The following is a 24535-nucleotide window of genomic DNA, read 5'->3' as shown; positions in this document are numbered from 1 at the left end:
TTTTAAATTTCAATGGTATTATCCCCAAGGTAATTCTTCATAGATGGGTGACATGAAAAAAGAAGAATCTGATGATTGATGGAAATTCTTTTAAGTTCATCAATAGTAGTATTCAATCGCAAATCATCAAAATTGACTAAAATATCATCAAGTAATATTGGAATAGGGTCTTTCTTTACTTTGATCATAGCTAATCGTATAGATAGGTACAGTTGTTCCTTTGTTCCCCGACTAAGGTCATCGACTTTGATTTTTTTACCATTTTTCCCAGAAACACTTACAAATTTATTCCTTTCCTCCTGAACAAATGAATACTTTCCTTCCGTAATCCTGGAAAAGATGTCTTCTGCTTCTTTTACTATGGTTGGCTTAATGGAATTCTCTAGGTTTTCAGTAGCCTTTTCTATCAAATATAGTAGATAATCTAACTGATAATATTCCCGGGTTTTCTCAAGTAAACTGGCTTCGTTCATAGCCAACTTTTGGAATATGGATTCTTGAGATTCTTTTTCAAGATTTTCTACTGTTTGAGTGTTTCTTGCCAGGCTTTCAGTAATATGATCTATTTCAATTCTAAGCTCAGCACATATTCCTTTAATCGAGTTAATCTTATTTTCAAGAGCTATTGGCTGAATTTCTTTAAATATCTCCTCCAGATTAGTTATCCTTTCCAAACCAAACACCTTTCCACAGGCAAAAATTATTTCTGAATTTTGTTTTTGTAATTCGTCTCTCATTTCCGATGTCTTTAACAGCTTATTTAAATCCGAATCACTATCCAGGTTGGATGCTTCTGATATTTTATTTAATTCACTTATAAACTCCTGCCTTTCTCTTAACTTTTCGTTCCACAATCTTTCTTTATCTACTACCCTCTGCTTGATTTTAAATAATTCCCGCTCCTTTAACTGGGCCTCTTCAAATTCAGTTAATAAATTCTTTAGCTCATTAACTATATCATTTTTATTGATTTCCCTACCCTGCAATTGCTCTATTTGTTCTTCTAACTGATGTAATTCTGATTCCTGAGATTTATATGTTTTAACATTTAATATCCACTCAGATACACTTTTTATTAAATTTTCAGATTTGTCAAGCCATTGGTCAAGATCATATATGGTCGCAAAGTTTCTTCCGTTCAATACCGTGTTCAGATGTCGATCCAACCTTTCGTCCAATTGATTTTTTGCTTCCTCAATTTCATCAAACAATCCGGAAACGAGGGCTGTTCGATGTCTGTGTCGCATTATAAGATAAACCACAAAACTGACAGATAAGACTAAGCTGCCAATCGATAGGAGGATAATACTCTTTTCGAAAAGAAAAAAACTCGTCAGAAAAAACAAAACTGACAGTGATATAAATAGAATATTAAACTTTTTATATACAGGATCTGATTGTATAATCCTTAACTTTTCGTTTTGTGACTTTTCTTTCTCAGATAATTCAGCTTTGATATTTTTATATTCATTAACAAAAGCCCGTGACTTATTGATATTATTATTAGATGCTAATTGAAGAACTTTCTTATCATCAAATCCCAGCTCCCTCGCTTCCTTGTCTATTTCCTTTTTCAGACTTGTCAACCTTATTTTTTCACTTTTTACTCGGGTAGTCAGGTTTTCCAGGTATTTATAATTAGACTTTAATTCTTCAATTTCATCTTTTTTCGAAATCAGAGTATCATCGTATTGCAGTAGTCTTCGTTCAGAATCAGCTTCTGTTAGCTCCTGGTCTAAAGTATCTATTTCATCGGTTAGTTTAACAATACTATTTTTAAGTAATATGGCCTTCTTTAACTGATCTGTAGTCAGCGATTCATGCAAAGGCATATTAGAAATTTCCTTATTATTTTCAGCAAACCTTAAATACTCAGGATACATATCCAATATCCTTTGATGATCGATCAATTCTCTTTCAAGGCCACCTAGTTGTTCCCGTTTACTGACTAAAACCTTCTTTTCAGTTTTAATCGTATTTATTAAAGTATAATAATGATCATATTTTTGTGTTTCTACTTCTTTTATATGTTCAAGCTGTTCTTTCTCTTCAAGAATTTCATTAATCAACCCTTTTTTGCCATGTCCCAGCAAGTTCTTTTTCTCAGATTTTAATTGATCTTTAACCTCAGTCAAATTTACATTTCTCAATCCCATATTTCTGCTAATAAGCATTTCGAAAAACTCACTTCCGCCAATTGATCCTGAAGAGTTGAGTTCATCAATTGTTATTGCATAGATATTCCTGAATTGATTCTCGGTGATATCATATAAAAGCTCATCTGTATTCTCATAAAGACCACCCTTCTGATCATATATCCTCAGTTGCCCACCATTTGGCCCATAATATCTTTCAAACCATATTTTTCCATATTTGGCATGTTCAATTAATATCCTTCCTCCGTGAGCTCCTCCATTTACTGGTTCCATATTAGAAATAGACCGCTTAGTGGTCGGATAGCCAAACAAAGTATAAATGACAAATTTCATCACAGTAGACTTACCGGACTCATTTTTCCCAAAGATCAAATTAATGCCGGAGGAAAGATTTTTAATTTTAAAGTTTGATAGCTTACCAAAACCTTCAATATGAATTTCAAATATCCTCATCAAACTCTGCTTTAAATAAATCAATCAAAATTCGTTCTAAATCCTGTTTGCTTGGTCTTTTCTCTTCCTCAGCTAAGATTTTATCAGTGATCCGTTTTAAACTTTTATTTTTTAAGTAGCCAGTCTCAAGGTGTTCAGCAAAAGGATATTTTTCCAATAGATTACTTAATTCTTTAAAAAAAGAATTTGCATTAAAAAACTTTTCTCTTTCGATGTACTGTTCCAGATTGGGGAAAATATCATCCACTAACTGATTGTCATAAAACTCATTCAAATTATCGATAAAGTCCTCTTTGTTAGATTCTACTTTAAAGTAATTATACAAGGAGTTTGAATCTCCGTATAAATTCACCCTATTCACATAAAACTTGTCATCATCAGAATCCGTAAGGGCATCTTTTATTGCTTTTATACATGAGGTTATATTATCTTTTTCAGTTACGGCTACTTCAATACTTCTAAATTCAACCTTACTAATATTTATATAGTTCAGTTCGGGTTTTTTATTATCGTTTAAATTTACTTTTAGATAATTACCCCCTGATAACTCCTTAAAATTTCTTGGTTGAGGAATCCCACAGTAAGCTATTCGATCCCCAAGAATTTCCGGCTTATGTATATGTCCTAATGCCCAATAATCGAATTCTGTATCTTTTAAATCACTAATATTAAATGGAGCATACCGATGATGCTCATTTTTAATATCACCCACACTTCCATGGAGCAAGGCTATATTAAAATCGGCATCTTTTGAGATTTCATACTGACCATGTATTGATTCTCTCAATACTTTTGAATTATATGAATACCCGGTAAAATTAACTTTCAGTCCTTTCTTTGATTCAAGAACTAAAGATGAAACTTTTCCCGGCTCAAATAGGTGAAGAGCTTTATGAGAAATCAGATCATCAGGCCATGAGAAGTAAGGATCGTGATTTCCTGCTATAGCTATCACTTTAATATTCCTTTCTAAAAGTAAATCAAACTGTTCCTTTAAAAATAAAATGGTTTTAAGGCTCTTCTTTTCTGAATCAAAAAGATCACCCGAAATCAAAACAAAATCTACATTATCGCTGATAGCATGGCTTATTAATAGTTTAAATGAATCATAAGATGCATCAGTGAGTTTCTTTGCCAGAATACGATTGTTTTCTTTAATTCCCTTGAACGGACTATCAAGGTGGACATCACCCGTATGTAAAAAAATTATTGGCTCATTCATCAAAACAAATTTAATATAACAATCTGAATTATACTTTCCGGTCTTTGACAGTATGTTTCTTAAGAATTCGATTCTTGTCATTTTTTACCGGAGCAGATTTATGAAGCTTCCATAACCTTTCTCTGGCTGCTGAATATGCCTTTGAAAGTTCAAAAAGTGGTTTTGGATAATCCTCTCCAATTCTGCAATTGTACATTATTTGCTCTGAAGCAGTTAATTTATGGGGTTCAAATAGCAATGGAACAGGAACATCTTTTAATTCAGGAACGAATTCTTTAATAAAATTTCCCTTCTCATCATTTTCATATGCTTGTTTAACAGGATTATAAATTCTAATGGTATTAATGCCTGTTAGGCCAGCCTGCATTTGAATTTGAGGGTAATGTATTCCAGGCTCAAAATCGAGAAACAACTTTGATAACCAGGTTGAAGCATTTTCCCATGACTGATTACATAAATGGCATAAAAATGAAATCAGCATTGCTCTCATTCTAAAATTTACATAGCCTTTTCTGATAAGGCTCCTCATAGATGCATCAACCATTGGAAAACCTGTATTCCCTGTTCTCCAGGCATTATATATTTTTTGATCAAAATCATACTCTAACAAATCATATCCTTTATTAATCGGACGCCATTCCATTTCGTGTTCCATTTCAAACTTTTGAATAAAATGGCAATGCCAACGCAACCTGGATTTAAATGCTGAAATGCTACGTTTATTAGCTAAATTTTGTTTAGATCCCACATATTGATAGACCTCTCTAACAGAAATATTACCCCATGCTAAATATGGCGACAATCTGCTACAGGATTTAAAAGATAAATTTGGCTTACTTATATTTTTATTATAATCCTGGTGTCGCTTTAATAGAAAACTTCTTAAATATCTCCGGGCATAATTAAATCCTCCCCTTTGCATCTCATTGTTTAGTGTCAGGAGTTTCTTTTGAAAAGATTTGCGAATTTGGAATACTTCCGGAATAGTTAAATCAACTGGCCTGACTTTATTAACTTCAATATGAGGGATTTCTTTCTGCATAAAGTCATACCAGTTTTTCACCCACCCTTCCCGGTTTTTCAATCCTCTTTTTACACCATTTTGATTATACTCAAACCACTGAATTTTATTGTTTTTAAATAAATCATTTAAATCAAGGTCCCTTTGATAAGTTAATTTTAATCCTGTTTCAACATGTGAATAGATATTTTTGACAGGGTAATTTTTAATCAGATAACCAAATACCTCTGTGGCATTCCCATAAAATATATAAATCTTATTCCCTGCTTTAATTAGCACTTCATTAAGTACATTTAATGATTGTTGAACGAAACGCCAATGTCTTATAGAATAATGCCTGTCATTAATCAGTGATGGTTCATAAATATATAGTAGTAATGTTGGCTCATCAGCTTTAATAGCTTCCAACAAGGGTAAGTGATCACTTAATCTTAAATCTCGTTTAAACCAGACAATATTCATAAACCTTTTTATAACCTATATAAATAAGAATAGTGAATAATTGTTTGACAGATGGGTAACAAGCATTTTCAAACGATAAATTTCAATTTGATTTGATTACCATAATAAATGTTTCAGAAAACGTTACAGATTTCGTTTAAACAACTTTCAAATTGAGTCACTTTTAATTAATTTCGCTGCAATTCAATCAAAACCTAACAATCGGTTGGTTGAATTAATTTTTATACTGGAATTAAACTTTATGCAGGTAATTTTAGTATGCACTAGTAGTGATACCTCATAAAGCACTGATAGAGAATTTGATTTTTGTCTAACAATAAATAAGATCGCAATAAATATGTCTAAATCTGCGGAAATAATTATAGAGGGTAAAAAATATGATTTACCTGTAATAGAAGGAACCGAAGGTGAAAAGGCGCTTGACATAAGTAAATTACGTGCTCAGTCCGGCTACATCACTTTGGATTATGGATTTAAAAACACAGGTTCTACTACTAGTAAGATCACATTCCTGAATGGTGAAGAAGGGATTTTAAGATACAGGGGTTATTCGATTGAAGATCTTTGTGATAAATCAAATTTTCTGGAGGTAGCTTACTTACTAATTTACGGTAAACTTCCAACTGCTGAAGAATACGATCAGTGGATTTATGATATCAAAATGCATACAATGGTGCACGAGGATATCAAACGCATTTTAGAAGGTTTTCCTTCAAATGCTCATCCAATGGGCGTTTTATCTTCTTTAATTACTTCTTTAACGGCATTTTACCCTGAAAGCTTAGATCCAAACAGATCGATAGATGGCGTTAAACTGAGCATTGTTAGGTTGTTGGCAAAACTTCCTACAATGGCTGCATGGGCATATAAAAATGAAGTAGGACATCCTGTCAATTATCCGGACAATACTCTTGACTACGTTTCAAACTTCCTTAAAATGATGTTTGCCCTACCGGCAGAAAAACATGAAGTAGATCCAGTTATAAGTAATGCATTAGATACACTATTAATTTTACATGCCGACCATGAGCAAAACTGTTCTACATCTACTGTAAGAATGGTAGGTTCAAGTCATGCATCACTTTATACTTCAATTTCAGCAGGAGTAAACGCACTTTGGGGTCCACTCCACGGAGGTGCTAACCAGGCTGTGATTGAAATGCTTGACAACATCAAAAAAGATGGCGGTGATGTTGAAAAATACATTAAGAAAGCAAAAGATAAGAATGATCCATTCAGACTGATGGGCTTTGGACACAGAGTTTATAAAAACTTCGATCCTAGAGCTAAGATCATCAAAAAGCATGCTGATGAAGTACTTGCTAAACTTGGTGTTGAAGATCCCGTTCTGGAAATTGCTAAAAAACTGGAAGAAACAGCTCTTAAAGATGAATACTTCATCGAAAGAAAATTATTCCCTAACGTAGATTTCTACAGTGGTATTATTTATAGAGCGATGGGAATCCCTACAGAGATGTTCACTGTAATGTTTGCAATGGGACGTCTTCCGGGCTGGATATCTCAGTGGTTAGAGATGAGAGAGAACAACGAGCCAATTGGTCGTCCTCGTCAGATCTATACTGGTGAAAATGTTCGAGATTATGTAGAAATGAGTAAGCGATAATAGATATATTATTATAAATTTATAGCCCCGTACTTCGGGGCTTTTTTTATGTCTGTTGTCTAATACCAATATGCAGTTATTTTATCATCCAGAAATTAAAACTGATAGCAAACTTCCGGAGCAGGAAGCCATTCACTGTGTCCGAGTACTTAGAAAAACTACCGGTGATGAAATTCATGTAATGGATGGAAAAGGTTATCTGTATACCTGCAAAATTACAAGTACATCAAAAAAGTCTTGTGAATTAGCAATTCTTGACCAACAATATTTTAAAAACGATCTTCCTGATATAAATATAATTATTGCTCCTACTAAAAACTCTGATAGAATGGAGTGGTTTAGTGAAAAAGCTGTAGAGTTGGGCGTGGGAAAGATAACTATTGTTTTGACTGATAATACCGAAAGGAAGAAGTTCAAAACGGACAGAATAGAAAAAAAAATTATTTCAGCAGCAAAGCAAGCAGGAAGATATCATTTACCACAGCTTGAGGGTCCGGTGAAATTTTCTGAGATTCTAATCAAGAATGATAATCATCAAAAATTCATTTGCTATGTGGAAGAAAAACAGCCTGTGCACCTGTATGAAGAGATTCTTGCTGACGAAGATGCTGATATTCTAATAGGACCTGAAGGTGATTTTTCGAAAGAAGAATACCATAACGCGATAAATCATGGTTTTAAGCCTGTAACATTAGGGGAATTCAGGCTAAGAACAGAAACTGCAGGAATATCGGCTGTTCAAATTGCTGTTTTAAAAAATATGGTTAAAACATAATTATAAATAAGTTATTATCGTTATAATGTTAATCTGTTTAGGGCACCACCTTTTATGATACTCAATTACATTTTTATACTTTTTTTTATTCTTTCTTTTGTTGCTGCTATACTCCGGTTTATAGTCTTTGGGGACGTTGCGATTTTTACTGCAATGGTCAATAGTATGATGGAAGCAGCTCAAAATGGATTTGAATTGGCTATTTATCTTACAGGTACAATTGCACTTTGGCTCGGGATACTCAGAGTGGGTGAAAAAGCCGGAATGATTCGGTTTATTTCTAAATTGGTAAACCCTTTCTTTATCAGAATTTTTCCGGAAATCCCAAGTGGACACCCGGTAATAGGTAACATAGTAATGAATTTCTCAGCTAATTTTCTCGGATTAGGCAATGCTGCTACACCGCTGGGATTAAAAGCAATGCAAGGCCTTCAGGAACTCAATCCTCATAAGCACAAAGCTTCTAATGCCCAGATTATGTTTCTTGTTCTGAACACCAGCGGCCTTACTGTAATCCCCATAACAGCTCTGGCAGTACTTGAAAAAGCAGGAACAGAAAATCCCGGGGTCATATTCCTTCCAATAATAATTGCAACCTTCTTCTCTTCTATGGGTGGATTGATCGTGATGGCTATCTGGCAAAAAATCAATTTACTCAATAGAGTTATCTTGCTATACATCGGATCAATGACCGTTTTTATTGTTGGAATTCTCTATTTTTTCACAAAGCTTTCTTCAGATCAGGTACAACAGATCAGTACATTTGCGGGTAATTTCATAATCCTCCTTATCGTTGTAGTATTTATTTCTATTGCCTGGAAAAAGAAAGTCAATGTCTATGAAAGCTTTATCGATGGCGCAAAAGAAGGATTTCAGATTAGTGTAAAAATAATTCCGTACCTGGTAGCTATTCTGGCTGCCATTGCCTTGCTGAAATCCAGCCTGATACTGGAAAACATCATCGTCATGTTTGAATATCTTTTTGAATCCCTATCACTGGACACATCTTTCGTTCCTTCGCTACTCACTGCCTTTATCAGGCCATTGAGTGGAAGTGGAGCTTTAGCTACAATACAAGTAATGGCTGACCAATTTGGTCCTGATTCTTTTCAAACTCTTTTATCTTCAGTAATGCTGGGAAGTACTGAAACAACATTTTATGTACTCGCCCTTTATTTTGGATCTGTTAGTATAAGAAATACAAGGTATGCAGTAGCTGGTGGATTGATAGCTGACCTTATAGGAATCATTGCAGCTATCATGTGTGCTTATTTATTTTTTGGAGATAAAGTTTAAATTGTTAGTTCATTTTATTTAAATTAAAGAAATAAATTACAAACGGAACCTAATCACCTAACCTTTGATTAACTTAGAGTTCGTTTTATTTTTTTAAACTCTCTAGAAGCCAAATTATGAATTCAGAAAAGTCGGCAAAGCAAAAGACCATTTATGATAATGCACGAAATCATTTTTTAGGTAATTTCCCTGAAACTTTACCAATCGAACAAGCATATGTTCACATCGGCATGTATCTAGGATGGATAATTCAAAATGAACTTTATTCGGAATATTTTGAAGATGAAAGTGAAATTCAAATTATCAGGTTCAATAACAAAGTGATCTCCCCTGCCCTTTTAAGTGAATTATGGGATGGGTATCTTGGTTTTGAACTTTTTAATAAAAAGGGAAATATGTTCACCTACTATTATTATGGTGGTGGTATTTACAAAAAAGATTATCAAACAGTACTTGCCGGAGATCTTCCTTCGATATACCATGTTGAAGATAGCTGGGAAAACTTCGATAAGATCTCTAAAAAGATCACGGAGAGATTCAATGACTGGAGAAAAATAATAGAAGATTAAATAATATTAATAAAAGCCGCTTAAAGCGGCTTTTTTTATCTCAACACCTCATAATCAGGTGACTTTTCTTTTACATTCTGTTTTCTGATTTCCTCAAACTCCTCTTTTCTGATCACTTTATAATCAATTGGTTTCAATAATGGATCAGTATTATAAATTACTTTCAGATAACTTTGAGCATTATCCATTATGCTTAGAATATGAATAAAAGCAGAACCTTCTTTATAATAGATTTTTTCGTCAAAAGAATTAATATTCCATTTAGTACCTAGCGAATCATTTAAAAACTGTTTTTTTAAAGTATAATTCTTCAGCAAGCTATCAGAATCCAATAAATAAATTCCCAAAAGAGTCACACTGTCCTGCTCTGAAAAGATTCCTAAGCTAATTATCCTTTCCCCTTCAGTATAATTAAATATCACCTCTTTATTTTCAATATCATTCGAAGAGAATACAGGAAAAGTGTCTGACTCACATACCACATATCTCGATCGAAAATAATGCTGATCGATTTCAGAGTTTAATGAATCGATTTGACTTTCAATTACAGAAAGATTTTTTTGAATCCATTTATTAAATTCAACCTTACCGTAAAACTCTATATAAATAAAGTTTAAATGAATTGAGCGCTCAAAATCAGTATTCTTAGAACTCACATCTGATAGAAGGATCTTACTTTCAGACAAAGCAACTACGTAATCCTGTAGAATCGGTATTATTTCCTTAGATGATAAGCTATCAAAAGCTCTGTCTTTAAAAGTATTTAGAATTTCATTTTCATGAATCTTAAATTTAATTAGACTACTTATCAATCCATTATCATTAAATTTATCAAGAATTTGCTGAGCTTTAGTTATATCACTTTTGTTGAACTGTTCATTCTCAAAAGCAGAATACAATATTCTTTTCGCATTCAATACTCTACCCAAATCATCCACTGAGGTTTCTGTGAAATACCCCAAATCCGGGTAATAAGTCTTCTCATTAATAAATAAGCCAGGAAATTTAGCTTCTTTTATCTCCTCAATATTGAGTGTCTTTATGTCAGAAGCAGTATTAGCATATTGCTTTTGTCCAAGGATGATAACTTTGTTACTGGCCAATTTTCTCTTTTGAAGATTTTCCCTGTAAAGATCTGATAAACTTTGGAAATCAGGTATTATTGATGAATCTTCCAGTAATACGAATTCATTGTAATTTGAAAAAGTCGAAATCTTCTGCTTAACTTTCTTTAAGAGCTCAGAATATTCATCCTCAACATCTGATTTAAAAATAAGTAAGTCCTTTACCTCTTTTTTATGAGCATCCATTTTATCAAAGGACTGATCGATCTCGACAATAATATCTGAAAGTTTTATATCATATTCACCAGTCCTGAGGTCTCTTCGGTAAAACTCCTTATAAAAATCATCATTCTTCCTAATATCTTTTTCATTGCCGATTCTTTTAAATCGCTGATAATAATATTTGGCAGAGTCGTAATATTCAAAAAACCCACTACTATCAGCAATGAAATCATAATCAGAAAAAATATCCTGATATATCTTACCTGAATATAAATTTGCGACAGGAAAATCAGGGTGTTCTTTTAATAATTCGGACAGAAGTGGTTTGGCTACCTTATATTGTCTTGAAATAACCAATGGAGAAATATCTTTGTAATCTTTTTTCTGTCCTGTAACGTTGAAAGAACTTAATACAAAAAATAATAAAACCGGGAAAATAAAAAAATGCTTTCTCATATGAACGGCAAGATAACAAAACTTATTAAAGCAATAAAAAATAATTTTTTAATACTACTTATTGCGGTGATTTTTTTAGTCCCTCCTCTAAGGTTATTTGTAATGAGTTCGCTGCAAAGCCTATTAATAAAAATACCTTTCTATGAAGCTTCAGTCGATAATTCTGATAATACAACAAAAGAAATAAATGAAAACATCTACCTGATTGATGAATCAGGAAAAAGAGTAGCCCATATTTTTTCAGACTATGATTACACCTTTATAAATTTTTGGGCAAGCTGGTGTCCACCTTGCCTGGCTGAAATGCCATCAATTGAAAAACTATATAAGAAAACGGAGAATAGAAATATTAGGTTTTTGATGATCTCTTCAGATCAAAATTTTAATAAGGCCATTCAGTTAAAGGAAAGAAAAAAATTCACATTTCCGATTTATAGTCCATTAGCCAGTATTCCGACTGTTTTATCACACACCAGTATACCATATACTGTGATAGTAGATGATCAAGGAAGAATTATTTACGAGAAGGAAGGAATAGCAAATTATAACAGTGATGAAATAATCAATTTGTTTAATTGATCAGCTATTACTCATTGATTCAGGAGAATAATAATTTTCAAAATACATCGTATTCTTAGAAATTTCATTCCAGTGCTCTACCTCAGCTCTCAGGATTACTGCTCCGGCCGGACTCACAGATCCGATCTCTGCATTAGACAGATATTCAGCTAAATAGCTAAGACTTGGATTATGTCCTATGATATAAACACAATCCCATACTTCTTTAAAGTTATTTACCAAATCAAGCAGATTTCTAACTGAGGCATTGTAGATCATATCATTATGCCTGATTTGAGACGAGTCATATTTAACCGCTTCAGCAATAATATTACTTGTTAATGCTGCTCTTTCGGCATTAGAAGAAATAATCACATCAGGAAATAGCTCTTTATTCTCCAGGGCTCTACCTAACCGGTTGGAATCAGCAAAGCCAGTTCCGGTTAATGTTCTGTCTATATCCTTTTCCGCATTTCCGGCTTCCTGAGCCTTTCCATGCCTGATCAAGATCAATTTCTTCATATTGTGTTTGTTATTAATTAGCTGTTTCCCAGTACAATCTGAATTTTAATCAGAACTCTTTATCCTAAATATAAGTGTTTAAGAAACAAAAAATATAAATTGTAAGTAAATTATATAATTCGAATGCAATAAATCAACTTTTATTTTTCGCATTTTATTATAGATATTTGGCACTTTAATATTGAAATCAAACAGGATATGGCAAAAAATTTAGTTATAGTGGAGTCTCCGGCAAAAGCAAAAACCATTGAAGGCTTTTTAGGTAAAGACTACAAAGTGACCTCATCATATGGTCATGTAAGAGATTTACCTAAGGGAGATAAGGCTATCGATATAAAAAATGGTTTTAAACCAACTTACGAGATCACCGGTGATAAAAAGGATGTGATTAAGGAGCTGAAGAAATTATCAAAAGATGCTGACACAATCTACCTGGCATCGGATGATGACCGTGAAGGGGAAGCAATATCCTGGCACTTAAAGGAGGCTCTGAAGCTCGAAGATGATAAAACTAAAAGAATTGTCTTTAGGGAAATAACAAAAAATGCCATATTAAATGCAATAAATCATCCTCGAGCGATAGATCATGATCTTGTTAATGCTCAACAAGCAAGACGAATTCTTGACAGAATTGTTGGTTATGAAATTTCTCCAATTCTATGGAAAAAAATTAAAAGAGGTCTTTCCGCTGGAAGGGTTCAATCAGTAGCTGTTCGATTGGTGGTTGAAAGAGAAAGAGAAATCGAGGCTTTTAATTCCAAAGATTCGTATCGTGTTACAGCCATATTCAAAGATGATAATAATAAGGAGATTAAAGCTGAACTCAACAAAAAATTCAGTACATACGACGAGGCTGTTAATTTCTTAGACGATTGTACGAAGGCTCAATTTAGTATCAGTAAGCTGGAAACAAAACCATCAAAAAAGAGCCCTGCACCTCCGTTTACCACATCCACACTTCAGCAGGAAGCAAGTAGAAAGCTTGGGTTTTCGGTATCTCAGACAATGACTTTGGCGCAAAGACTATATGAAGCCGGTAAAATTTCATATATGAGAACTGATTCGGTCAATCTTTCTGACGAGGCTGTTTCAAGTGCTACCGGAGCCATTAAAAGTGAATATGGAGATAATTATTCTCAGGTAAGAAAATATAAATCTAAAAGCCAGGGTGCCCAGGAGGCTCACGAAGCTATCAGACCTACCAGCTTCTCTGAACAGGATGCAGGCAAGGACAGAAATGAGCAGAGATTATATGAACTAATCTGGAAACGTGCAATTGCTTCTCAGATGTCTGATGCACAAATTGAGAGAACGATAGCAACTATTGATATTAGTACCAATGATAGTGTCCATTTCACCGCAACCGGTGAGGTAATTAAGTTTGATGGATTTCTTAAGGTCTACCTGGAATCTACAGACGATGATGAGGAAGAAGAAGCAAAAGGAATTTTACCTCCGCTTTCGCAAGGACAATCATTAGATGCAAAAGAAATAGTATCCAAACAAACTTTCTCAAGACCTCCGGCAAGGTACTCAGAAGCTTCATTGGTCAAAAAACTGGAAGAAATGGGAATTGGTAGACCTTCTACCTATGCTCCAACAATTAGTACCGTCCAGAAAAGAGGATACGTTGTTAAAGAATCAAGACCAGGCAAAGAAAGAAATTACAATTTGATCACCTTAAAAAATGGAGAGGTAAAAAAAGAAGAAAAAACTGAGACTACCGGAGCTGAGAAAAATAAATTATTTCCAACAAATACGGCAATGGTAGTTAATGATTTCCTCGTAGAGCATTTTCCAAATGTTACTAACTATTCTTTTACAGCGACTGTAGAAAAAGAGTTTGACGAAATCGCCCACGGTATAAAACAATGGGATGCGATGATCGATGCTTTCTATGGCAACTTCCATCAAAAGGTTGAGGATACCGAAGCAATCTCTAGACAAGAGATCAACACTTCAAGAGAACTTGGAACTGATCCTAAAACGGGCAAACCAGTAATAGCCAGGTTGGGAAAATTCGGTCCTATTGTCCAGCTTGGAGAAAGTGATGACGAAGAAAAGCCTAAATACGCAAGTATGCGTAAAGATCAGTTTATTGAAAACATCACACTAGAAGAAGCACTTGAACTTTTCAAGTTACCTCGCGAAATAGGAGAATACGAAGGAGAACCAGTTGCTGTAAATATAGGAAGATATGGTCCTTACATTTTACATGCAGGCAAATTCACTTCACTACATAAAGATGATGATCCATACGAGATCGAATTGGACAGAGCGATCGAATTGATAGAAGAAAAAAGAAAAGCTGAAGCGAATAAATACATCAAAACTTTTGATGAAGATGAGTCTGTACAAGTCTTAAATGGCCGTTATGGACCTTACATTAAGGCAGGAAGACAAAATGTCAAAATACCTAAAGACAAAAAACCAGAGGAACTGACTCTCGAAGAATGTTTGAAACTGGCTGAAGAAGCTAAGAACAAACCGAAAAAACCTAGAGGAAGAAAAAAGAAATAGTATGAAAAAACTCGTAGTTCTAACTGGGGCTGGAATCAGTGCCGAAAGTGGCATCCCGACTTTTCGGGATGCCAACGGACTATGGGAAGGTCATGATGTTATGGAAGTAGCATCTCCTGCCGGTTGGGAAGCAAATCAAGACCTGGTCCTGAAGTTTTATAACGAACGTAGAAAGGCAGTAATAAAAGCAGAACCCAACCCAGGCCACAAAGCACTGGTTGACCTTGAGGATCACTTTGATGTTACTGTAGTTACTCAAAATGTCGATAATCTGCATGAAAAGGCTGGTTCATCTAATATCATTCACCTTCATGGTGAAATCATGAAAGCAAGAAGTTCGGTCGATGAAGGCCTGATCTATGACCTTGATCAACCACTCATAAATAAAGGAGACCTCTGCGAAAAAGGATCTCAATTACGGCCACATATAGTTTGGTTTGGTGAATTAGTTCCGATGATGCAACCGGCTACTGCAGCAGCTGCTGAGGCGGATATTTTTGTTATTGCAGGTACATCCCTTCAGGTTTATCCGGCAGCTGGACTATTTCAATATTGTTCTTATGAAACTCCGGTATATCTTGTTGACCCGAAGATACCAGACGGAGTCAGAGCTACACGAGTAAAGTGTTTCGAAGAACCTGCTTCAACAGGATTACCTAAATTAAAAGAGATATTGATCAATGAGTTTGCTTAAATAAACTCAAATCCCATTTCGTTTTTGTATCATAATAAATCTCTCCATTTTCAATCATCAAAGGAGATGCTATGTTATTATGATAAAGCTGCCCTGTTCCTAAGCCTTGTGGAAGACTGACATTTTTAAACGCAGTGAACTGTGAAATGGCATTGAGCCCTATATTTGACTCTAAAGCTGAAGTCATCCACCAATCTATATCTAATTTCTCAGCATTTTTAATCCATATGTCTGAAGCTTTAAGACCTCCTAACAAAGTGGGTTTAAGTATTATATAATGAGGATTTATCTCAGATAGAAGTTCCAGCCCTTTTACCGCATTGACACCAATTAATTCTTCATCCAAAGCTATTGGAAGAGGTGTTTTTTCACAGAGCTCTTTCATTCCTTCTATATTCCCTGCTGCAATGGGTTGTTCAATGCTGTGAAGATTCAGTTTAGATAATTTCTCAAGCTTATGCAAAGCTTCACCAATTGTAAAAGCACCGTTAGCATCTACCCGAATGGTAAGGTCCTTTTCAGAGAAGTTTCTTCTAATATAATTTAAAATACTCAATTCAGTTTCAAAATCTATTGCCCCGATTTTCATTTTAAGACAATTGAAACCTGCATCGATTTTTTTTCGAATCTGGCTGAGCATAAACTCTTCATCCCCCATCCAAATCAAACCATTAATAGGAATTCGTTTCTGTCCCTGATAGAATTCTCCTTCAAATATTTCTTTCTTTCCCCCTGAAATTAAATCCAATAATGCTGTTTCTAATCCAAACCGTACGGAAGGAAGATATTCCGGCACTAATTCTTCTGCTATTTCAAAAACCTCCTCGGCAGTCAATGGAATATTAAGATACTCCTCTGACTTCTTTAAGCCTTGGAGAAAATCAATAACCTGAGTCTTGTTATCAATACTTAAACCTGGTAATGGTGCACATTCTCCAATACCCCTTATTCCGGATTCCGAATCATTTAAAATCACATACACTACATTATGCTCCCTCATTACACCTCTTGATGTACCTGCATCAAATTTAAATTGAAGAGTATGCTCCAAAAAGTCAATTTTCATATTACTTTTAATTAAAAATCAAATGTAATTAAGCCATTTCCAGCCACTTTTTTTTTTAATTTAAAGGGTTTCCTAACCTGTTCTAAAAGTATATACTAAAAAGAGTCAATGAAATTTAAAGAAAACAATTTGCCAGAAGAAGGCCAGGCCGTTTATATAGCCGGGACAGAATTACAACCTAATAAAATTAGTATTGCTTCATATACTGATAAGCCTGCTGAATCCAGGGGTATCAATGAAATAGGAATAGTTCACATAATGAAATGGGAAGTCTTCAGTAGCGAAGAAGAAGCAGTAAATGCTCTAATTGAAAAGCAGGATCTCTAAAAAAGATCAAATATTGAATTCCCTTTCCTTCCTGACGAGGTCTTTTTTCCTGACACCGCTCCTAATAACCCTCTTGAAAGTTCTCTGATTAATGTTCTGCCCATTTGCCTGACCATTGTATTTTTTGAGAGTTCCTCCCATACAGATTCATCTGTCAATGGCTTTTGTGGCTTATTGATTCCTTTAGATTCTTCTATTTGTTTTTCTTCGGTAAAGAGCTTTTTCTCGAGTAATTCATAAGCACTTTCTCTGTCTACTGTTTCATTATACTTATCGACCAAATCAGATTTATTCAGTAAATCTTCAATTTCATTTTGTTTTAAAACATTCATTCTGGAAGCAGGAGCTCGTAAATGAGTAACCACCAATGGAGTAGGAATTCCTTTTTCATTTAGCACTGTAATCAAAGCCTGTCCCACCCCTAATGAAGTGAGTATTTTATCAGTTTCATAGTACTCAGTTAATGGGAAATTTTCTGCAGCTGATCGAATAGCCTTTCTGTCTTTTGCTGTAACTGCACGAAGGGCGTGCTGGATTCTTAAACCCAATTGACTTAAAACTGATTCGGGAATATCCGTAGGACTTTGGGTACAGAAATAAATTCCAACACCTTTCGATCTTATAAGCTTTATAACTGTGTCAATCTGTTCGAGTAATTCGTCCCCGGCTTCCTTAAATAATAGATGTGCTTCATCTATAAACATGACAAGCCTGGGCTTATCGCTATCTCCTTTTTCCGGAAATGTGCTAAAAATTTCTGCTAATAACGAAAGCATGAAAGAAGAATACAATTTTGGCTTATCCTGAATATCATTTACCCTTAAAACACTGATTTGTCCTTTGCCTTCATCATTTTTATGAAGAAGGTCTTTAATATCAAATGAAGGCTCTCCAAAAAATTGTTCCGCACCTTCTTGTTCAAGCCCGATAACTTTTCTCATAATCGTTCCAATAGAAGCTGAACTAAGCCTGCCATACTCCTTTTGGATCTCTTCCTTCCCTTCCTCAGTAATAAACCTTAATAACCTTTTGAGATCTTTTAAATCAAGTAAAGGAAGACCATTTTTATCTGCATATTGAAAAATTACTGACAAGATACTGGATTGTGTATCATTAAGATTTAGCATTTTAGATAATACTATAGGACCAAACTCTGAAACAGTAGCCCGTAACTTCACCCCTTCTTTTCCAGTAAGTGATAATAATTCCACAGGAAAACCTGAGGGTTTAAATTCTAAATCAATCGCCTCATGCCTGGTGGTTATATGATTATTAACCTCTCCGGGCTTGGCTATTCCACTAAGATCTCCTTTAATATCCATCATCAGGACCGGAACCCCATTATCACTCAGACATTCTGCAAAGACTTGTAATGACTTGGTTTTTCCAGTTCCTGTAGCTCCTGAAATCAAACCATGCCTGTTAATTGTAGAAAGCGGTATTTTTATCTTAGCATCAGATATTATCTCATTATCGTAAACACCAGCACCGATGATAAAATCCTTACCCTTAAAATAATATCCCGATTGTATATCACTTATAAACTTTTCTTTCATATTACAATATAAAAATACACCGGAAGAAATATATTCTCCGGTGCACTTTTTATAATTATTTATGTTAATATGTTATTACAGGATCGAGTTCTTTAGCCTGGCTTACGAATTTTTCAACCTGGCTTAAAGATGGAATTTGTCTGACATGGTTTTTCTTTTTACTTTCTTCAACAATAGCATTATGCAAGTTCTCCGGGTTTCTGTTTCTCAATTCTTTGACAGTATCAACGCCTGCAGCTTCCAGTAATTCACTTATTTCACTTGCAACGCCTTTAATTCGAAATAAGTCAGCCAAATTTGCCCACTTTAATAAATGTGATGCATCAATCCCTGTTGCTTCGGCAACATTCTTTCGTCCTGATCTTGATGCACATTTTTCTAATAGTCCTTCTACTGTTGTAATATCAGCTTTTTGCAGTTTTTCTGCATAGGATGGACCAATCCCTTCGATTTCGGTGATTTTAGTAGCCATTATTATTTTAGATTTGAATTTATTTTTATATTAATATAATTCAAATTATTATTATTTAATACATATTTTCACTTGAAAATATATAAAAATATCATGAATGGAATTTTATATTGACAATACGGTCAATTCACCTTATATTTTGGAAAATTAAATATTTAACTATGTCTTACGATTCATTTTTATCCGGCTTTCATTCCGTGATGTACGTAGCCATTGCAATATCATTATTATTTGCATTGGGATCTGTGTTTATTAATTTTTTGAATCTTGCACGTTTTAAAGATCCAAAACTGAAATACGATTACATATCCTCTCGAGAAAAGAAAATGTACATTTATTTCTTTATTGGTCTTGGAGCAGCTGTTTTCTTTTATCTGAATACTTTATTTAGAGAACCAGTAGCAGAATCGAAAGGCTGGATATTTATTCGACTTGCAGTTGCACTTTGTGCCGGTACGTTGGTAGGATATATCCCATCTCTGTTATTGAAATATATGCTTCCTGCCAATCAGAAAGGAAGACTTAAGAAATTAAGGTTCCAACCGAGGACTTCTCCTAAATCAGGCAAGCAGATGAGATTATTGACTGAGCAGGAGGAAGATGTCCATCTTGATGAGGCCATGCAGGCTGAAGAAAATATTTTCTCGGTTGACTATGATGTTTGGGTAGATGATGATTCAGACTATGTTAAAATTGAAAAATATCCAGGCCACTTAGTAGCCCAGGAGTGTGACAGGTGTGGAATGCAGACTCTTAAATTGAAAAAAGAAGAGATATTAAAGCAACCTACAGATACAGAGCCTGGTGAAATCGTAAAACATTATAAATGTAGTTATTGCAATAGGGTAAAACATGAAAATAAGCAAATAGCCCAGCTTGAAGCTAATAAAGAAAGTTTCTTCCTTAGATTCAAAGATCATATTGGTGAAGCTATTTCTGAAAAGCAATATGCTATCCAGCTTATCAGAATGGAAGTTTTCGATAATGAAGGTCACCCACATCACTATGAATTTGGTGATATTGATCAGGCTCAATCCTTCTTAAAGGAATTAGAAAATAAAAAAGAAACAGAAGATTAATTACAAAACTTAAAACAAAAAGAGTGGCTAGCCACTCTTTTTTTATTAGTATTAATTTAGTTTAATCTTCATCCTCTCCATCTTCGTCCTGATCTTCAATAAACTCTTCAGACAACTTACCAAACTCATCATAATCGTCATCATCCTCAATTAATTGCACTGCCTCCTGCTTAGTCATCCTTATCAAATAATATATATTCTCTGTATCAAAAGGCAGGGCAGAAACTTTTTCACCCTTAGCATTGACAAAAGAAACAAGGTTTTCAGCAAAACCATAAGGGTACTCTAATTTAACTTGATTAATTACCTCATCAGGTAATTTATCATAATCTTTTACAATGCGCTTTTTTTCCATGACGATTTGTTTTAACTGGTAGATTATATAGTAATAATAATCAATCTGATAAATTTCTGAAATCAGATGAAAATTATTTTTTATTTTTTTTCTCTAAATTTTTATCCAGTAAATACAGCATCGATGCCAGCCCTCCTACTCCTAATTCTAATTCTCTCTGGTTGACTGTTTCAAAGACATCATTTGGCGTGTGATGGATATAAAAATATCGTTGAGAATCAGGATACAGACCGATTAATAATGTATTCTGAACTGCAAGTGGAGAAATATCTGCTCCTCCACCGGGCTTACTAAAATCATAATACCCCCAATCAAACATTAAAGGGGCCCAACCTTGAATCATTTTTTCCTGCTCATCAGTTCCTGTAGTTGTAAATCCCCTGGGTGAAAACCCTCCTCTGTCAGATTCAATAGCAGCAAGATGATTCTCATTATTTTTTTGAGCCAATTCAGCATATTTTCTTCCACCTCTGAGTCCGTTTTCCTCATTCATAAACATCACAGCCCTTATTGAGTATTTAGGTTGATATCCTGACAATTTAAGTACCCTTAAAGCATCGATAGACTGTACACAGCCTGCTCCGTCATCATGAGCACCCTCACCAACGTCCCAGCTATCCAGGTGGCCACCAACTATTATGAAATCTTCAGGAAACTCTGTACCATTTATTTGCCCAATCACATTGTATGATAATTTGTCTGGTAAAAATTCACAATGTGTCTCAAGATAAATATTTAGTTCATTATCTGATTTTAACATTGCACTCAATTCTTCTGCATGATAGGTACTTATTGCCACAGCAGGAATTTTTGGCACATTTGGTTGATATCTAGTCATACCAGTGTGCAAAACTTTATTGATCTTATTTCCCATTGAACGGACTACTACAGCAACAGCCCCTTTTTTAGCAGCTTCTGCAGGTCCACTACCCCGCTGATCAACTGCTCCACCATAAGCTGAAAATGTACTAAACTCAGTCTCATCAAAAGGCCTGTTGAAAAATACGATCTTACCTTTTACATCCTTTTCTTTTAACTCAAGTACCTCATCAAGACTTTTAACTTCGATCACTTCAGCAGTAATCCCTGGAAAACCAGTACCAACGGTATTGCCTAATGCAGTTACTGGTAGGTCGATGGTTCCAAAAGTGTTGGACAGCACCCTGCCTCTTTCAGGTTTCTCCCCTCTAACCCAATGTGGTACCATTACCGGTTGTAACCATACAGTATCAAAACCATAGGCTTCCATCCTTTGCCGGGTAAACTCGACAGCTGCTGCCGCTTCTGGCGATCCGGTAAGTCTCCCTCCAATATTCTTGGTTAAAAATCTCAAATCCTCGTATGCTCTTCCGTTTGTTAATGCAATGTGAAAAAGGCTATCTACAAAGGCTTTATCCTGCTGAGCCTGAATGCAGAAAAATAGAGTAGAAAAAATTAAAGCAGATAAAATTCTTTTCATTTTATTAAATAATTATTGATCAATTAATTCAGCATTTTTTAAAACATACATATGGTAATTCATATCCCTTTTGTTAAGCATTAGCTTGCCCTGAATAACCACTCTGTTGTCAGAAGCTTCTAACTTATCATCAGAAATAATTTCTATAATCGTTTCGGGTCCCGCTCCACCACAATAGTAACATACATTAAATGGGAGTTTGGATAAGATATAATGATCGCTTGAACCAACCTCTACGGGTAAAATATATCCCTGCAATTGAATAGTCTGCCCTTCGATACTTTTCAGTTTATCTGAAAACACCGGGACATCAAAAGGAACATCAGATCCTTCCATATATCCTGTTTCAAATTTGACTTCCCCTAGTATCTCCCAAAAATCTATGTCGTTTTGAGCATTTATAACTACAGAAACAATCAATAAGAATAAACAATAAATAGTTTTCCTCATTATTTTGTTATCGCAATTTTATATTTGCATAAAATTATTAATTGTGAAATCAGTAGACCTTTCTAAATACACTTACGAATTACCGGATGAAAAAATTGCAAAACATCCCTTGCAAAAGCGCGATGAGGCTAAATTGCTTACTTACAATTCCGGTAAAATTGAATCAGAAATATTTAAGAATATTCCACAGCTAATTCCACAAGATTCAACTCTGATCTTTAATAATACTAAAGTAATTCCTGCAAGGCTACTTTTCAGAAGAGAAACCGGTGCAATTATCGAAATTTTTCTACTCCAGCCTTATAGTCCCACTGTTGTAATTGATGATGCAATGACTATAACAGGCTCTGTGTCATGGCTATGTATGGTAGGAAATGCCAGAAAATGGAAAGATGAAGAGGTATTGAAAAGATCTATTGATGTTGATGGTCAGGATATTGAAATTCATGCAAAATGGGTGAACCGTGAACAAAAACTGGTTAGCATTGATTGGAAAAGTGATACACCATTTGCTGACCTGGTAAAAAATATGGGACAGGTCCCTCTACCTCCTTATTTAAACCGTGAAGCAACCGAGGAAGATGTTCCTAGATACCAAACAGTTTACGCGGAAAAAGATGGAGCAGTGGCAGCTCCAACAGCAGGGCTTCACTTTACAAAAGATGTATTAAGCGATCTGAAGAATAAGAGGGTCAATGAAGAATATATTACCCTTCATGTGGGTGCAGGAACTTTCAGTCCGATTAAAGTTACCACTCCGGAAGATCACCCTATGCATAAAGAGCAAATTTTGTTCAAAAAAGTGGTTATCGAATCACTATTAAATAAAAAGGAAAGATCATACCTGTTGGAACAACATCCATGAGAAGCCTGGAAAGTCTGTACTGGTACGGGGTAAAACTATTAAATGGAGAAAAGGATTTTTTCATCCCTAAATTAATAGCATATGAAAACAGGGAGACTCCTTCTAGAGAAGAATCCCTGAAAGCGATTCTTGAATATATGGAATCCAATGATCTCAAAATTATTCATGGCGAAACTGAAATTTTTATTTTTCCTGGCTATAAATTTCATTTTGCAGATGCTCTAATAACCAATTTTCACCAGCCAGACTCAACTTTAATATTACTTGTGGCTGCATTTATTGGAGAAGACTGGAAAAAAGTTTATGATTATGCTTTAAATAACAATTTCAGATTCCTTAGCTATGGGGACAGTTCCCTGCTATGGAGAAAAAAATAAAGAATGGATTTTAAGGAAATATTAGATAAACTAGGCGAAATTTTTAAACCTGTAATAGATATTTTATCCTATCCGGTTTTTAATCTGGGGAAAACAGAGTTTACGCTGATCACAATTCTCTCGCTCATTCTCAGTTTTGTCGCGCTGGTTTATATTTCTAATCTGATTCGAAAATTACTGGTCACAAAAGTAATGGCCAGGTACAATATAGAATATGGCATAAGACAAACTTATGGCTATATCTTCAGGTTATTTGTTCTTACTGTCGGTACTCTGATAATTCTGAATTCATTTGGTATAAACTTCACTACTTTAGGTATTGTAGTTGGTGCCCTGGGTGTTGGTATTGGTTTTGGTTTACAAACTATTGTAGATAATATTGTTTCGGGTATGATCATTTTATTTGATCAACCAATAAAAGTCGGAGACCGTGTTGAAGTGGGTGAGATCGTCGGAGATATCATTAAGATCGGTGGACGTGCTACTACGATCCGAACAAATGATAACATTATTGTTATCGTTCCAAATTCCGAGTTTATATCGAAGATGGTAATCAACTGGTCTCACAATGACCGGAGAATACGAATTAAAGTTCCTTTAGGGGTTAGTTATAAGGAAGATCCGGAAAGAGTAAGGAGAATAGTGCTTGAAGTAGCTAATAAAAATGATAATGTTCTGTCTAATCCCGAGCCATTTTTGCTCTTTACAGAATACGGAAATAGTAGTATTGATTTTACTCTTTTAGTCTGGTCAACAAAATATGTCGACAGGCCAGCCTTTTTACAAAGTGAACTTTATTATGCAATCTTCCAGAGATTCAGAGAAGAAAATATTGAGATTCCATTCCCTCAGCGTGATATAAACTTCAGAAACGAACTGGAAATAAAAAAAGATGGCGAACAACAATAGTTATTC

General features: G+C 34.7%; 21 protein-coding genes and 1 pseudogene. 11 read left to right on the top strand and 11 right to left on the bottom strand.

From position 1 onward, the window contains the following. Window positions 1–2 precede the first annotated feature (2 nt). The 3 genes from DCC35_RS10050 to DCC35_RS10040 are packed head-to-tail and all read right to left on the bottom strand — an operon-like array spanning window position 3 to window position 5314. The gene (locus tag DCC35_RS10050) at window positions 3–2609 is read right to left on the bottom strand and encodes an ATP-binding protein (protein WP_137090667.1); all 2607 of its coding nucleotides are present in this window, start codon (window positions 2607–2609) and stop codon (window positions 3–5) included. Further along, window positions 2596–3831 (bottom strand): metallophosphoesterase family protein, encoded by a 1236-nt coding sequence (locus DCC35_RS10045; RefSeq protein WP_175402780.1) that lies wholly within the window; start codon window positions 3829–3831, stop codon window positions 2596–2598. The genes DCC35_RS10050 and DCC35_RS10045 overlap by 14 nt, the downstream gene beginning before the upstream one ends. A 28-nt stretch (window positions 3832–3859) precedes the next feature. Then, window positions 3860–5314 carry a cryptochrome/deoxyribodipyrimidine photo-lyase family protein gene (locus DCC35_RS10040; RefSeq protein ID WP_137090665.1) on the bottom strand — a complete coding sequence of 485 codons (1455 nt, stop codon included), beginning with the start codon at window positions 5312–5314 and terminating at the stop codon, window positions 3860–3862. Window positions 5315–5651: 337 nt separating this feature from the next. Here DCC35_RS10040 and DCC35_RS10035 point away from each other — a divergent pair, with 337 nt between their 5' ends. The 4 genes from DCC35_RS10035 (at window position 5652) to DCC35_RS10020 (ending at window position 9578) form a co-directional block, all read left to right on the top strand. Then, the gene (locus DCC35_RS10035) at window positions 5652–6938 is read left to right on the top strand and encodes a citrate synthase (protein ID WP_137090664.1); all 1287 of its coding nucleotides are present in this window, start codon (window positions 5652–5654) and stop codon (window positions 6936–6938) included. 70 nt (window positions 6939–7008) lie between these two features. Continuing rightward, window positions 7009–7713: a 16S rRNA (uracil(1498)-N(3))-methyltransferase gene (locus DCC35_RS10030; RefSeq protein WP_137090663.1), complete on the top strand. Its 705-nt coding sequence runs from the start codon at window positions 7009–7011 to the stop codon at window positions 7711–7713. 54 nt (window positions 7714–7767) lie between these two features. Continuing rightward, entirely contained in the window at window positions 7768–9009 is a 1242-nt protein-coding gene (locus DCC35_RS10025) for a nucleoside recognition domain-containing protein (RefSeq protein WP_137090662.1), read from the top strand. Window positions 9010–9125: 116 nt separating this feature from the next. Next, complete coding sequence (locus tag DCC35_RS10020) at window positions 9126–9578, top strand: DUF7832 domain-containing protein (RefSeq protein WP_137090661.1); 453 nt, start codon at window positions 9126–9128, stop codon at window positions 9576–9578. Window positions 9579–9613: 35 nt separating this feature from the next. On the opposite strand, the gene DCC35_RS10015 is transcribed toward DCC35_RS10020, so the two are convergent. Then, a complete protein-coding gene (locus tag DCC35_RS10015; protein ID WP_137090660.1) occupies window positions 9614–11320 on the bottom strand; it encodes a hypothetical protein in 1707 nt (568 codons plus the stop codon). Between the two features lie 102 nt (window positions 11321–11422). Here DCC35_RS10015 and DCC35_RS10010 point away from each other — a divergent pair, with 102 nt between their 5' ends. After that, window positions 11423–11899 (top strand): TlpA family protein disulfide reductase, encoded by a 477-nt coding sequence (locus DCC35_RS10010; protein ID WP_175402779.1) that lies wholly within the window; start codon window positions 11423–11425, stop codon window positions 11897–11899. On the opposite strand, the gene DCC35_RS10005 is transcribed toward DCC35_RS10010, so the two are convergent. Continuing rightward, window positions 11900–12400, bottom strand: a complete 501-nt coding sequence (locus DCC35_RS10005; protein ID WP_137090658.1) for a SixA phosphatase family protein — start codon at window positions 12398–12400, stop codon at window positions 11900–11902. It lies immediately after the preceding gene. A gap of 198 nt (window positions 12401–12598) precedes the next feature. Here DCC35_RS10005 and topA point away from each other — a divergent pair, with 198 nt between their 5' ends. Continuing rightward, the gene (gene topA / locus DCC35_RS10000; protein ID WP_137090657.1) at window positions 12599–14920 is read left to right on the top strand and encodes a type I DNA topoisomerase; all 2322 of its coding nucleotides are present in this window, start codon (window positions 12599–12601) and stop codon (window positions 14918–14920) included. A gap of 1 nt (window position 14921) precedes the next feature. Next, entirely contained in the window at window positions 14922–15614 is a 693-nt protein-coding gene (locus tag DCC35_RS09995) for an SIR2 family NAD-dependent protein deacylase (RefSeq protein WP_137090656.1), read from the top strand. Here the strand turns inward: DCC35_RS09995 and DCC35_RS09990 are convergent. Next, window positions 15598–16680: an o-succinylbenzoate synthase gene (locus tag DCC35_RS09990; protein WP_137090655.1), complete on the bottom strand. Its 1083-nt coding sequence runs from the start codon at window positions 16678–16680 to the stop codon at window positions 15598–15600. The two genes, DCC35_RS09995 and DCC35_RS09990, sit on opposite strands and share 17 nt — an antisense overlap. Window positions 16681–16788: 108 nt before the next feature. On the opposite strand from DCC35_RS09990, the gene DCC35_RS09985 reads away from it, so the two are divergent. Continuing rightward, a complete protein-coding gene (locus DCC35_RS09985; protein WP_137090654.1) occupies window positions 16789–17007 on the top strand; it encodes a hypothetical protein in 219 nt (72 codons plus the stop codon). Here DCC35_RS09985 and DCC35_RS09980 read toward each other — a convergent pair. Both DCC35_RS09980 and DCC35_RS09975 read right to left on the bottom strand, forming a co-directional pair. Next, complete coding sequence (locus DCC35_RS09980; protein WP_137090653.1) at window positions 17004–18563, bottom strand: helicase HerA-like domain-containing protein; 1560 nt, start codon at window positions 18561–18563, stop codon at window positions 17004–17006. The genes DCC35_RS09985 and DCC35_RS09980 overlap by 4 nt on opposite strands. Window positions 18564–18627: 64 nt before the next feature. Then, on the bottom strand, window positions 18628–19035 hold the full coding sequence (locus DCC35_RS09975) for a DUF4332 domain-containing protein (protein WP_137090652.1): 408 nt from the start codon (window positions 19033–19035) through the stop codon (window positions 18628–18630). A 161-nt stretch (window positions 19036–19196) separates the two neighbouring features. Here DCC35_RS09975 and DCC35_RS09970 point away from each other — a divergent pair, with 161 nt between their 5' ends. Then, window positions 19197–20114, top strand: coding sequence for a hypothetical protein (locus DCC35_RS09970; RefSeq protein ID WP_137090651.1), 918 nt, complete (start codon window positions 19197–19199; stop codon window positions 20112–20114). A 61-nt stretch (window positions 20115–20175) separates the two neighbouring features. On the opposite strand, the gene DCC35_RS09965 is transcribed toward DCC35_RS09970, so the two are convergent. The 3 genes from DCC35_RS09965 to DCC35_RS09955 form a co-directional block, all read right to left on the bottom strand. Next, complete coding sequence (locus DCC35_RS09965; protein ID WP_137090650.1) at window positions 20176–20469, bottom strand: hypothetical protein; 294 nt, start codon at window positions 20467–20469, stop codon at window positions 20176–20178. Window positions 20470–20542: 73 nt separating this feature from the next. Continuing rightward, the gene (locus DCC35_RS09960; protein WP_137090649.1) at window positions 20543–21928 is read right to left on the bottom strand and encodes a M28 family peptidase; all 1386 of its coding nucleotides are present in this window, start codon (window positions 21926–21928) and stop codon (window positions 20543–20545) included. Between the two features lie 12 nt (window positions 21929–21940). Then, complete coding sequence (locus tag DCC35_RS09955; RefSeq protein ID WP_137090648.1) at window positions 21941–22378, bottom strand: hypothetical protein; 438 nt, start codon at window positions 22376–22378, stop codon at window positions 21941–21943. Window positions 22379–22421: 43 nt separating this feature from the next. On the opposite strand from DCC35_RS09955, the pseudogene DCC35_RS09950 reads away from it, so the two are divergent. Together DCC35_RS09950 and DCC35_RS09945 are read left to right on the top strand one after the other, a co-directional pair. Then, window positions 22422–23620, top strand: a pseudogene (locus DCC35_RS09950) (S-adenosylmethionine:tRNA ribosyltransferase-isomerase). 3 nt (window positions 23621–23623) lie between these two features. Then, window positions 23624–24529, top strand: coding sequence for a mechanosensitive ion channel family protein (locus DCC35_RS09945; protein WP_137090647.1), 906 nt, complete (start codon window positions 23624–23626; stop codon window positions 24527–24529). The last annotated feature ends 6 nt before the right edge of the window (window positions 24530–24535 follow it).

Origin of the sequence: Mangrovivirga cuniculi (assembly GCF_005166025.1) — a bacterium.
Lineage (GTDB): Bacteria > Bacteroidota > Bacteroidia > Cytophagales > Cyclobacteriaceae > Mangrovivirga > Mangrovivirga cuniculi.
This window is presented reverse-complemented; position numbering and strand designations above follow the sequence as displayed.

Bases quoted from the DNA above. Each gene is read 5' to 3' on its own strand.
- DCC35_RS10050 (WP_137090667.1), bottom strand. From the start codon at position 2,609: ATGAGGATATTTGAAATTCATATTGAAGGTTTTGGTAAGCTATCAAAC.
- DCC35_RS10045 (WP_175402780.1), bottom strand. From the start codon at position 3,831: ATGAATGAGCCAATAATTTTTTTACATACGGGTGATGTCCACCTTGAT.
- DCC35_RS10040 (WP_137090665.1), bottom strand. From the start codon at position 5,314: ATGAATATTGTCTGGTTTAAACGAGATTTAAGATTAAGTGATCACTTA.
- DCC35_RS10035 (WP_137090664.1), top strand. From the start codon at position 5,652: ATGTCTAAATCTGCGGAAATAATTATAGAGGGTAAAAAATATGATTTA.
- DCC35_RS10030 (WP_137090663.1), top strand. From the start codon at position 7,009: ATGCAGTTATTTTATCATCCAGAAATTAAAACTGATAGCAAACTTCCG.
- DCC35_RS10025 (WP_137090662.1), top strand. From the start codon at position 7,768: ATGATACTCAATTACATTTTTATACTTTTTTTTATTCTTTCTTTTGTT.
- DCC35_RS10020 (WP_137090661.1), top strand. From the start codon at position 9,126: ATGAATTCAGAAAAGTCGGCAAAGCAAAAGACCATTTATGATAATGCA.
- DCC35_RS10015 (WP_137090660.1), bottom strand. From the start codon at position 11,320: ATGAGAAAGCATTTTTTTATTTTCCCGGTTTTATTATTTTTTGTATTA.
- DCC35_RS10010 (WP_175402779.1), top strand. From the start codon at position 11,423: ATGAGTTCGCTGCAAAGCCTATTAATAAAAATACCTTTCTATGAAGCT.
- DCC35_RS10005 (WP_137090658.1), bottom strand. From the start codon at position 12,400: ATGAAGAAATTGATCTTGATCAGGCATGGAAAGGCTCAGGAAGCCGGA.
- topA (WP_137090657.1), top strand. From the start codon at position 12,599: ATGGCAAAAAATTTAGTTATAGTGGAGTCTCCGGCAAAAGCAAAAACC.
- DCC35_RS09995 (WP_137090656.1), top strand. From the start codon at position 14,922: ATGAAAAAACTCGTAGTTCTAACTGGGGCTGGAATCAGTGCCGAAAGT.
- DCC35_RS09990 (WP_137090655.1), bottom strand. From the start codon at position 16,680: ATGAAAATTGACTTTTTGGAGCATACTCTTCAATTTAAATTTGATGCA.
- DCC35_RS09985 (WP_137090654.1), top strand. From the start codon at position 16,789: ATGAAATTTAAAGAAAACAATTTGCCAGAAGAAGGCCAGGCCGTTTAT.
- DCC35_RS09980 (WP_137090653.1), bottom strand. From the start codon at position 18,563: ATGAAAGAAAAGTTTATAAGTGATATACAATCGGGATATTATTTTAAG.
- DCC35_RS09975 (WP_137090652.1), bottom strand. From the start codon at position 19,035: ATGGCTACTAAAATCACCGAAATCGAAGGGATTGGTCCATCCTATGCA.
- DCC35_RS09970 (WP_137090651.1), top strand. From the start codon at position 19,197: ATGTCTTACGATTCATTTTTATCCGGCTTTCATTCCGTGATGTACGTA.
- DCC35_RS09965 (WP_137090650.1), bottom strand. From the start codon at position 20,469: ATGGAAAAAAAGCGCATTGTAAAAGATTATGATAAATTACCTGATGAG.
- DCC35_RS09960 (WP_137090649.1), bottom strand. From the start codon at position 21,928: ATGAAAAGAATTTTATCTGCTTTAATTTTTTCTACTCTATTTTTCTGC.
- DCC35_RS09955 (WP_137090648.1), bottom strand. From the start codon at position 22,378: ATGAGGAAAACTATTTATTGTTTATTCTTATTGATTGTTTCTGTAGTT.
- DCC35_RS09945 (WP_137090647.1), top strand. From the start codon at position 23,624: ATGGATTTTAAGGAAATATTAGATAAACTAGGCGAAATTTTTAAACCT.